Raw genomic sequence first — 10,016 nt, 5'->3', positions numbered from 1 at the left:
CCCGTGGCAGCGGAGTACATATCGGCACTTGCCAGGACAACTCCTGCTGTCAGACCTGCGGGAGGGCAGAAGATGGTGAGGATAACCACACCTGCTCCAAGTGCCAAGTCCCGCCACATTTCAGTATTTTCTCGATCGTCATCTAGAGAATGGTAGGAGAAGGCTCTGGTATGGTGCATGGCCATCAGGTACTCATCTTGACTGAGTTTGTGCTCTTTATAGGCATCACTCTTCTTAAACGCTTGGTAGCTTTTCTGAAGAGTCGCTTTGTAAGGACTCTCCACTTGATATAAGTCTGCGATGCCAATGGTATGAGGGGAGACTTCGTAGGTGGTTGAGTTTCCATACTCATCGACGAGGGTATCTGTGCGTTTAAAGCCTACGGTGTTTTTGGTTGTATAATTCCTAATAGAAAGGGCTTCTAACTTAGCTCCGACTTTATCCATGGCCTCGTAAAAAGGACGATCAATTTTCTCTGTTAGGTAGCTGGAAACATGATTAGAATAGGATTCTAGCTTCTCGAGTTTCCCTTGGAGGGTCTGAGCTGTTGTACGATCGTCATGGTAGCTATAAGGCACTACACCATCGGTGTCCTTTTGATTAATCACCTTTTTTGCTTTTTCAGAAATGCCAATCAGCTGATCAATATCCTTCTTGAAACCACCGTCAATGTAAGCATTACTATAGCCCATATAGCCCGTAGGAGAGTAGGTGCCACCGCTAGTCAAATTGGATAAGGCACCTTTCATCTGGGACCATTTAACAGAATTTAGTTCGACATTTTTTGTCATGCTGGTCCACCCCCTGACAAGATGGCGATATTTTGTACCAACTGACCATTTGGATCCAAACTATCATAGAAACTCTGTGCCAGCATCTTATCTTGTTCTAACCATTGTTCGACTAATTGATACACTTCGCTATTGGCACGAGCATACAAGTCACCAATTTCATTAACCTTGTTTAACATTTCAGTATAGTGTTTGAGCGTCTTAGAAGCCTCTCCACCTTCATAGTAGTTGGTGGTGGATAATGTTTGCAGTTTAGGAGCTAACACTGTATGAAAAGATACTTCCAGGCTTGTCATAAGACGCATGATTTCTTGCATCTCATCCACATTCATCATAATTTCTTTAGCCATTAGGTAAAATCCTCCTTTCTAAATGGAATCCCTAGCCAGCTAAAAAGCTGTTCAAGAAAGTAATACTGGCTATAGTGAAAGGCTTGTTTTTCCTGTACATGATAAACTAGTAGGTTATCACCACTTTCTACAACAAAGAGCTGCTTCATCAAGTCTTTGCTATGTCTGCTTGCTGTCATCTGCTTGACTGGAAAATATTGGATGACCATGGTCTTATCTGAGCTAAGCATTTTTTCCATCTCCTCAGTCAGTGGAAGTGCTTTTTTCAAGAAAGAGGTTTCTCCTATAGGAGCTTCCCGTAATAAAATCATGCTTTTTTCCTGAAGGAATGCTAACAAACTCAAGGGACTAAGTTTTAACACTTGGTAGCCCTCTATACCGTCCACGATCATAATAGAGGAAGTTGACAAGGACGAACGCATAATATAACTATTGTTGATAACTGTTAGTGACTCTCCCAGACAATATTCACGAAGAACTTCTGTTATGACGAATCCTGACTGAGTCAACTGACCATCCCCATCCAATAACCCTTTCGTTACTAGGGCTTCCTTGGCTGTTTCCCAGATCTTTTCAGAAGAAATAGTCAACTCTTCTCGAGATGGAAGTCCTAGTAGGATTTCCCCTTGAAATGCATCCAATAGAAAATACAATTCATAAATCGAAAAATAATCTGTTCTTTTCATCTTATAACCCCGTTATCGAACGCACTTCTGAAGAGTTATTATAGTCATCAATAGACTGTTTTAAACCTTTAACCGCTTTGGCATGATCTGCCATAATAGCGATTAAGTCTTTATGATATTGCGTCATTAATGCTAAATAGGCCTCAAAGGCATCCTTAGTCATCCCTTGCCACTTTGCAGAAGCCAGGTATTTCTTTAAATCAGAGGCTGTCTGATAGGATGTCTTAAGCTCTGAATGGATATCATTTGAGAGTTGAATAGCTTTTTCAAGGTCCGCATACTTTATCTTTAAATCAGCCATCGCTTATCTCCTCCTATTTTGTTTTTCAGCTTCGCTTCTTCGGCGACGTTCCTCGGCCTCTCTTGCGAGACGTTCTTGCTCCGCAAGTTGAGCGTAGTATAAATACCGCTGATAGGCAGCATCTACAGCTTGGGACAGCTTTCCAGAATCTAAGGACTGATGTCCAGATATTTCTTCCACTTTCCTTTTTACGCTGGCTTCACTCACAGCAAAAACATCCTCGGGAATAAAGGATTCACTCATAGTCGGACGACTTCCTGAGTAGTTGTCCACTTTTTCTTCTACTTTTTTTAATTTTAAATTAAAATTTGTTAAGCAGGTATTTAGTTCATTGTATAAAGCCTTGTATTGATCCCTCTTTTGTTCTGTCGGTGTCCCAAAATATACATTCAAAAACGACATCGTGATTTCCTCTCTATACTTCTAATAACTGAATAAAATCATAGCCTTCAGGGTGTAAGATATAACCCTGATTTGGTCTAAGTGATGGTTCGTTATTAATATAAGGGTAGCGTGTATGGTTTTGGTCGCTAATCCGCATGCCAAGGAAGACCTGCTCTACCATTTGATTTGCCAATTTGACGTAACTATCATAAGTATTTGAAATCAAATCTTGATAGGTTCCCATTAACAACAAAGTAACACCATGTTGACTTCCTTCATCTAAAAGTTGTCTAAAATCAGCCTCGCTAATACCAGCCGCCATAGCGGTTGCTGCGAGATCTGGAATCAAGACTAACCATTTTGGATAATCTGGGTTTGGTGTAGCCACACGTTTTTTAAAGTCCTCAATAATGGCGGTCATTACATTTTCTACTTCTAAAGAAGTGCTAAAGCGTTGGATTCCCTCAAAGAAGGTATTAGCGATGCGCTGGCTAGAGTCTAAGATGACGGTATTGTACTCACCTTGTAGTCTGTTCAAGTGGAAATCCAGGAGTTTGTAATATTGGTTGACAAAAGCAGGGCTGTCTGAAGCCATTAAGATTGGCTGACGCAGACTAAACGTTGCTGGGAGAACTGCTTCTCTTTCGAGTCCGATAATCAAATCCTTGCTTGTATCAAGTACAGTTTCAAGGACTTTTGGAGTGACTTTTTCTGGTAACATTGGAATACGAGATGGTAAAGCTCCTGTATAAGCTTGTCGCATAGCTTCAACTTCTTGTTTAACTTCGGAAATATAATCTGTATAGTGCTCGCTGCTATATGGAAGTGTCATCTGGAATTGAACAATTTCGTCAAGTTTTGTAATGGCACGCCCCTTGATTTCGTCAAGTGGAATATTAGAACGACCCACGACACCTGATAAATCACTATTATCAAATAGGAAAAGAGAGAGTTTTGTTTTGAAGTTAGACTGTAATTGTAGACGCATAGCATTTAGACGTGATAAGGTTACAACTAGATAAATACCAAGTGATGCCCCATCACGCGCAATGACGTTTAAGATATCATAGAAAGCATCCGCAAATGGAGCATCCATCACACTGTCAAAACCATCAATCTCAATGAAAATGGTTGGGAAGCTTTCATCTGAAAGCTGATTATACTGTGATAAATTCGTAGCTTTTGCTTTAGACAAGGCACGTTTCCGTCCTTTGACTTCTTTGTTCAAGAAGCGAAGAGACTTCATTATCTTTTCGGTTTCATCTAAGGCAAAGTAGTCAGCTACATGTGGGAAGTCAGATAAGGAAATCAAACCGCTTGTCCCGAAATCATAGAGGTAGAAATGTGCCTGTGCTGGTGTCTGTTTACGCATCACATCCATAGCAAAGTTTTGTAGGAAAGTCGACTTCCCAAAGCCTGGACTTGACACTAAGAGAATATGCCCACGATGTTCCATATCAAAGTATAGCGGTGACTGCTCTTGCCTTTCTGGAATGTCTTGATAACCAACTAAGATGGGCTGTAACTTTTCAGACTGTCCCCAATAATCTCTAAAGTCAACAGATTGTATATCTTTAGCATAGACTTTTTCTTCCAATGGAGGTAGCCACGGACTAGCTACTTTAGGGATGTGAAGCCCTTGGAAAAGATGGTGCGCCAATTCAACAATGGCATCCAATTCTGTAGGCACAGACTTAGTTTCTTTTTTCTTATCTAGACCACTCAAATCTTTATTGATGGCATTATATTGGCCGCTTGATGTGATTTCATAAACAGTCGTGTCGCGCTGAATATGATTACGACCATCTGGATCATAGTCTGCTCCAGACCAAGCACTTTGGAAAAGTTCATAAATTTCATTATTTCCAACTTGAAGATAGGCACGACCTGTCTGTGTAATTTCAGCAGCATCAGGTGTTTTGATAACCTCTCTAGAGTCGGCAACATCTTGTACTTTAAGAGCAATTTTGAATTTAGAGTTAGACCAAATTTGATCATTGACGACGCCACTTGGTTTTTGAGTCGCAAGGATTAGTTTCACACCAAGAGAACGTCCTATGCGAGCAGTTGAAACAAGCTCATCCATAAATTCTGGCTGATTGGCTTTTAATTCCGCAAATTCATCACTAATGATGAGAAGGTGTGGTAAAGGTTCACTCACTTTGCCTTCTTTATAGAGTTTGGTGTATTGATTGATGTGATTGACATCATTTTCAAGGAAGATTCTTTGCCGCTTCTTGAGTTCTGCTTTAATAGATACTAAAGCACGGTTAGCCTGATTACCATCTAGATTGGTTATGGTACCAACGACGTGTGGTAAATCTGCAAAGAGATTAGCCATACCCCCACCTTTGTAGTCGATTAATAGAAAAGCAACTTCATAAGGATGATAGTTAACTGCTAGCGATAAGATATAAGACTGAACGAGTTCTGATTTCCCTGAACCTGTGGTTCCTGCAATCAAGCCGTGAGGTCCATGAGCTTTTTCGTGAAGGTTTAGGTAAAGGATATCATCACGACCACGCACACCAAGAGGGACTGCCATGGTTTGATAGGTTTCATTTTCTTCCCAGCGATTCAAGAGATTCAACTCTTCAACGCGCGTGACGCCATACATTTCGAGGAAAGTAACACTATTTGGGATTGAATTTCTCAGCGTTTGAACATGATTAATACCAGCCATTTGGCGAGCAAAGTTTTCTTTTTCCTTTAGGGCGATTGGTGGGAGAGGAGCGAAAGCTTTATTAACATACACATCATCTTGTAAGAGGAGTGTTCCTTTCTTGTCACCTCTGTAATCGACTACTGTTTTCACGTGTTCTGGAAGGCTCTCAATAACTTCTTCCACAAAGATATAATGAATACCAAGGTGTGATAGGTCTTCATTGATATACTCCATGATATTATGATCTAGCATGAGACTCAAGTCTGTAATAAGAAGCACATAACGTGGTGCATATTGCTTTTCAGAACTCTTATCTTGATCACTATCCAATTTTCGTTCTTTAATAATCTGATATAGTGACGTTAAAAGCTGATCTCGTGTTCGTTGGCTATAAACAAAGCCACGACTGTTGAGCGCTTTAACCTTAGTATGTGGTAACCAACGACTCCAGTTCCAAAGCGGTAATTCTTCCTCTCTAAAAATCGGAATAAACTGCACGTCGTGGTAGCTTTGGAAAGTAGCAATCTGCATCATTAGTTGTTGTACTTGTTCGATGACGACTCGGCGAGTTCCAATATAGCCAATAGGACTACTTATACCATTCATAATCGGAAGTTGATTGATTACTCTGTAATAGGATAATAATTCTTGAACCTTTTGATGGGCGTCTGCATTATACTTGGTTAACTCAGAGTCTAAATATTCCACTTGGAAACTAGCAGGTACTTCCCCAAGACCGAGACGATAAAAAAGAAAATCAAAATGATAGGGCGTCTTTTCATAAATTCGACGGTCTATTCGCTCAGCCATCTGTAAAATCTGAGGTGTATCTGGATAATGATAAAGAAGAGCTTCTTCTTGTTCCTCACGATAGTTAGCTAGTTCTGCATACTTCGTGTCCAAATAGGACATATAGTCTTTTATTTTTTGAGCTTGTGTTTCCTTATGATTTTTCTTATCTGAAAAGTACGAATGAACGGATGTTCCTATAGTAATCAAGGACATTCCCATCATCATGATGACCATGCCACCACCACGGGAGAAGAGATAAGTTAGACCTGTAAAAATGATCATGGCTAAAGGTGTCAATAATAACTTCACCAAAGATTGTCTTTTTCCTTCGTCATCAGTTGGTGCTGATGCAATTGTAATCTTACCTTCTGGCTCCCTCAAGATAATCCTTGGCGAACGATGGAATTCTCTTGCTCGATCTTCTGGAACGGTTTCTGTGAAAGCCAATAACTTTGTGTCAATATCAAATAATGACTGAATGGCAATGACGTGTTTTTGAAGACTCAAGCTAAGACCATTCGCAAGCACAATCATATCATTGTCTTGAATAAGTTGATTTCCGTATGTTTCTTTCCCATTAAGAAAATAAGGTACTGAGCTAAAGAATGAAGGTTGATTTGTTTCAAAAGAAATGAACATGTCCTCAGAGTAGCCTTTGAGTTGTATATTGGCATCAGTATCTCCTGACAGATAGAGAATATTTTCTGGTAATAAATAGTAGTGAGTCTCCTCAAAAATTAACAAAGTGACATTGACTTGTTCTGATAAGTCTACGTGATGACAGCCCGTACCGTAAGTTTTGCCAAGTAGATGAATGCCATCATTTGTCACTGTGAGGATTTGGTCATCTTCTAGTGGCAGGACAATATCCGAGGCATTGGATGAACCAAGCTGATAGCCTGTATCTGAATATAGGGGATAAGCGTTTTTTTGGTAGATGAGATAGTTCATGTCGCATCCTCTCTAATTGCTAGTTGTTGTACTCGTAGTTGTCGTAGTTGTTTCTTGTTCCATTTCAGTTTGTTCAGGAACAAGATAAGTTTTTTTCAACTCTTCTAATTTACCTTTATAGTTGTTTAACTGTTCTGTTCGACTTTCTGCAGTTAAATCTGGATCACGTTGAACTTCGTCGATTTTCTTTGTCAAGCCATACATCATCAATTGAGGATCATCCAAGTAGCTGGCGATGTCCATAGCTTCATCAACTTTTGCTTGACCAATTAACACCCAGTAACGCAAGTAATCTTCATTTGATTGTGTTGATAATTTACTCAGTTCAGTTTTTTGCTCTTCGGTCAGAGGTTCTGTCATAATAACAGAATAAGCAACAATGTATTTATCGTCGATACTCAGTGATTTTGCATCACTATTTTTTACGGTACTCACTACTCTCGAATAATCTTGTTGGACAAAAGCTAATCGTAGTTCTGAAATTGTTTCCTGGCCAGGTATTGCAAATAGTAGAAAGTACAGCACTCCAAGTAATGAGATGAAAGCTGTTATAGAGCTTACAATGGTCGTTAGTTTTAAGCGAGAGACCACCTTGTTTCCAACACGAGAAAAATTTTCCTGATTAAGGCGCTTCTCTTCAATGTATTTATCACTTAGTAAAGCTTGAACGTCTGCCAAGTTCTCTGCCTTAGCAATGGACTCGCAAAAAAGATTCCCTTTATAGAAAGGTAACTTCCCTTCCATAAGCCCCTCATAACTTGTCCTTTTATCCAACAAGGAGATAATCATCGCCTTTAAGGCGATTAAAAAATCGTCGTCTGTCACTGATTCATACGGAGGCACTTGCCCCTTTACTCCTCTGACTAACAAAAGAGGCTCCGCATTTCTATTGAAAATAATAGTATCAGGAGACAAATGATAACTGTATTTTGTATCTTTAAGCGTATCAAAAATAGCACTAACATTGAGTAAGTGGCGTAGCTTCTCTTCTGTGTATAGTGACTCAAGCACAGACCAATCATAGGAATCACTTGAGAGGATGCTTTCAAGGATAAGATTTTCTCCCTCTTCCTGAATCGTTTGTGCAACAAAATATGGGTGTTCAGCCGTCAGCAAAGCAAAAGCCACCTCGCGATTTCCCTTGATGTCCTCATGTAGCAATTGTCGTTTAAGATTTTCCATTGTTTGTCTCCTTTTTCTAAATATTTTCTAAGGCTAATAATGCACCATCTTTTAAATGAACTAATCGGCTAGTGCTTGTAATGATAGCACCTGTTTGTTTGTTTCGAGCGCTAGGGTTTTCAATGTCAAGACTTAATCCATAGGAGTCTGATACGATAATCAAAAGCTCTCTCAAAGTCATACTAGTCGGTACTCTAAGGTCCAATTCCTCCCCTAAATAAGGAGAACAATCCAGACTAATGTTAATGTAATCTTCCATACAAAGGTATTCCTCTCTTGCTATTTTGGTATCATTAATATTTTATCATAATTCTTAAGGAATAAAGGCTTCTTTTGGGAAAATAAAAGGGAAGAAAACCGTCATTTTCTTCCCTTTATTAATTCGTTTATTTCGGCTTTACTTATTCAACGAGAATGTTCTAGCTTCAAGGCTTACGCTTCCTGTGCTTGCTACTCCTTGGGCCTTGCTTTGGTCTCCAAAGCAATCTCCGACAAGGTTGTTGAAGTAGCTGGTCAAGCTTTTGACTTTCTCTAGTTGCTGTGTCAGGGTCGTGACAGCTTCTCCCTGCATTTGGCTCGAAATGGTCATGATGACATAGGTCAGTTCTCGTAGGATGCGGTCTGTGATGCTCTGAATGATTTTTTGGCTGGCCACGATTTCATCTAAATCAAATGCCTTGTAAACCCCTTCTTCGATAATCTTTTTCAGCTGTGGTTTGAGGTTTTGCATGTCATGTGAAGCTGTTCTTGTCACTTCAAGTGCTGAGATGACCTTATCGGCGAGGGGTGTGAGGGTGTTTTTGGCAGTATTAACGGTTGAATAGGTGGTTGAGGGGTAAAGCCTCCAGAGTTGTCCCCAGTAGCTTCTAGTGACTACTGGTTTTTTATCGACAAAACTGGTCTTATCAACGTAAATGCTTGTTGTAAAGGTTGTTTGGACTGACGAAATGGTTTGATTAAAACTGCTCAGTTCTGAAGACCATCTGTCCAGTGCGCTTTGAAGGCTGCTAAAGGCTTGGGTAAAGGTTTCAGCCACTTCTTTGCCGTAGCGCTTGCTGTTTTCTTCGACTTGATGATCAAAGGCTTGGAGCACGTCTTTAACATCATCAAAAATATGTGAGGCTTCCAAATAGGCCTTATAGCTAGGGGGAACGTTGGCGACCATCATTCCCTCTAGATTGCCACCATTTGAGAGCTGATCATGGAGCCAGTCGTCCATGGTTTGGAAATGATTGGCTAGGCTAAGGGTGAGCTGAGACACACTGCTCAGCGCTTTTTGGAGCTCTAGCAAGTTTTTCTGCTCGACGCTTAGCACTTCATCTAAAGCAAGGCTTATGCCGTCTTTCTTGCCTTCACGAAGGCCTTTTCCTTCAAAGATGGTCTCGCTTCTTTCTTTGAGGTGCTTGGCACTTTCTTCTAAGACCATGGATGATTTTAGGGCTGTTGGGGTTGGGTTGATAGGGACACCATTCTGAAAGCCACTGGTCTTTTCTTCTGTCGCATGTTGATAGAGGGTGCTACTATATTGTCCTAGTCTTCTGAGCTGGATGTTATAGTTTTCCAGAATGAGAGGGGCTCCTGTTGAGAAATAGGCAGGATCGGAGATGGTATCGACCACTTGCCCAGGCGTCATCAAGGTTTGGAAAATCTGCTTTTTTGCCAGTAATTGCCCCACTGAGTCATGAAGCTGGTAGAAGACTTCGGTCAACCGTGTCTCTTTGAAGCGCTGGACGATGCTTTCTTCTACCTTTTGCTTACGGGTTTCAAAGTCTTCTTTGATTTTGTTGTTTTTCTCTTGGCAGAGTTGACAGAGCTTGATAAGAGAAGCAATCTCGACCAGAGAAAGCATTTGAAGGTTGCTGGATAAGTTCCTCAAGCTATCAGGATCCAGCTTGATGTCCTTGGCTCCTATGG

8 protein-coding genes and 1 pseudogene are annotated in these 10,016 nt (G+C 40.5%); all 9 read right to left on the bottom strand.

The window, feature by feature from the left end; genetic code table 11:
* Positions 1-791 (bottom strand): annotated as a pseudogene (locus G575_RS0110310) (type IV secretion protein Rhs); the annotation flags it as partial.
* Positions 788-1,141, bottom strand: a complete 354-nt coding sequence (locus G575_RS11540; RefSeq protein WP_051177063.1) for a hypothetical protein — start codon at positions 1,139-1,141, stop codon at positions 788-790. The gene G575_RS11540 and the pseudogene G575_RS0110310, both read right to left, overlap by 4 nt.
* The gene (locus G575_RS0110300; RefSeq protein WP_027972644.1) at positions 1,141-1,827 is read right to left on the bottom strand and encodes a DUF5081 family protein; all 687 of its coding nucleotides are present in this window, start codon (positions 1,825-1,827) and stop codon (positions 1,141-1,143) included. The genes G575_RS11540 and G575_RS0110300 overlap by 1 nt, the downstream gene beginning before the upstream one ends.
* A gap of 1 nt (position 1,828) precedes the next feature.
* Positions 1,829-2,128 carry a WXG100 family type VII secretion target gene (locus G575_RS0110295; protein ID WP_027972643.1) on the bottom strand — a complete coding sequence of 100 codons (300 nt, stop codon included), beginning with the start codon at positions 2,126-2,128 and terminating at the stop codon, positions 1,829-1,831.
* A 3-nt stretch (positions 2,129-2,131) separates the two neighbouring features.
* Positions 2,132-2,530, bottom strand: a complete 399-nt coding sequence (locus G575_RS0110290; protein WP_027972642.1) for a hypothetical protein — start codon at positions 2,528-2,530, stop codon at positions 2,132-2,134.
* A gap of 13 nt (positions 2,531-2,543) precedes the next feature.
* Positions 2,544-6,920, bottom strand: a complete 4,377-nt coding sequence (gene essC / locus G575_RS0110285) for a type VII secretion protein EssC (protein ID WP_027972641.1) — start codon at positions 6,918-6,920, stop codon at positions 2,544-2,546.
* A gap of 12 nt (positions 6,921-6,932) precedes the next feature.
* The gene (essB, locus tag G575_RS0110280; RefSeq protein ID WP_037623043.1) at positions 6,933-8,102 is read right to left on the bottom strand and encodes a type VII secretion protein EssB; all 1,170 of its coding nucleotides are present in this window, start codon (positions 8,100-8,102) and stop codon (positions 6,933-6,935) included.
* Between the two features lie 16 nt (positions 8,103-8,118).
* Positions 8,119-8,361: a type VII secretion protein gene (locus tag G575_RS0110275; protein WP_027972639.1), complete on the bottom strand. Its 243-nt coding sequence runs from the start codon at positions 8,359-8,361 to the stop codon at positions 8,119-8,121.
* A 138-nt stretch (positions 8,362-8,499) separates the two neighbouring features.
* On the bottom strand, positions 8,500-10,016 hold a 1,517-nt coding region (locus tag G575_RS12675), incomplete at its 5' end, for an SA1320 family protein (RefSeq protein ID WP_425423305.1).

It is taken from the genome of Streptococcus plurextorum DSM 22810, from assembly GCF_000423745.1.
GTDB lineage: Bacteria > Bacillota > Bacilli > Lactobacillales > Streptococcaceae > Streptococcus > Streptococcus plurextorum.
Note: the sequence above shows the minus strand (reverse complement) of the source record. Positions and strands in the feature narration are given on the sequence as shown.

Coding starts and splice junctions, on each gene's coding strand:
- G575_RS0110290 (WP_027972642.1), bottom strand. CDS start 2,530: ATGTCGTTTTTGAATGTATATTTTGGGACACCGACAGAACAAAAGAGG.
- G575_RS11540 (WP_051177063.1), bottom strand. CDS start 1,141: ATGGCTAAAGAAATTATGATGAATGTGGATGAGATGCAAGAAATCATG.
- essC (WP_027972641.1), bottom strand. CDS start 6,920: ATGAACTATCTCATCTACCAAAAAAACGCTTATCCCCTATATTCAGAT.
- essB (WP_037623043.1), bottom strand. CDS start 8,102: ATGGAAAATCTTAAACGACAATTGCTACATGAGGACATCAAGGGAAAT.
- G575_RS0110275 (WP_027972639.1), bottom strand. CDS start 8,361: ATGGAAGATTACATTAACATTAGTCTGGATTGTTCTCCTTATTTAGGG.
- G575_RS0110300 (WP_027972644.1), bottom strand. CDS start 1,827: ATGAAAAGAACAGATTATTTTTCGATTTATGAATTGTATTTTCTATTG.
- G575_RS0110295 (WP_027972643.1), bottom strand. CDS start 2,128: ATGGCTGATTTAAAGATAAAGTATGCGGACCTTGAAAAAGCTATTCAA.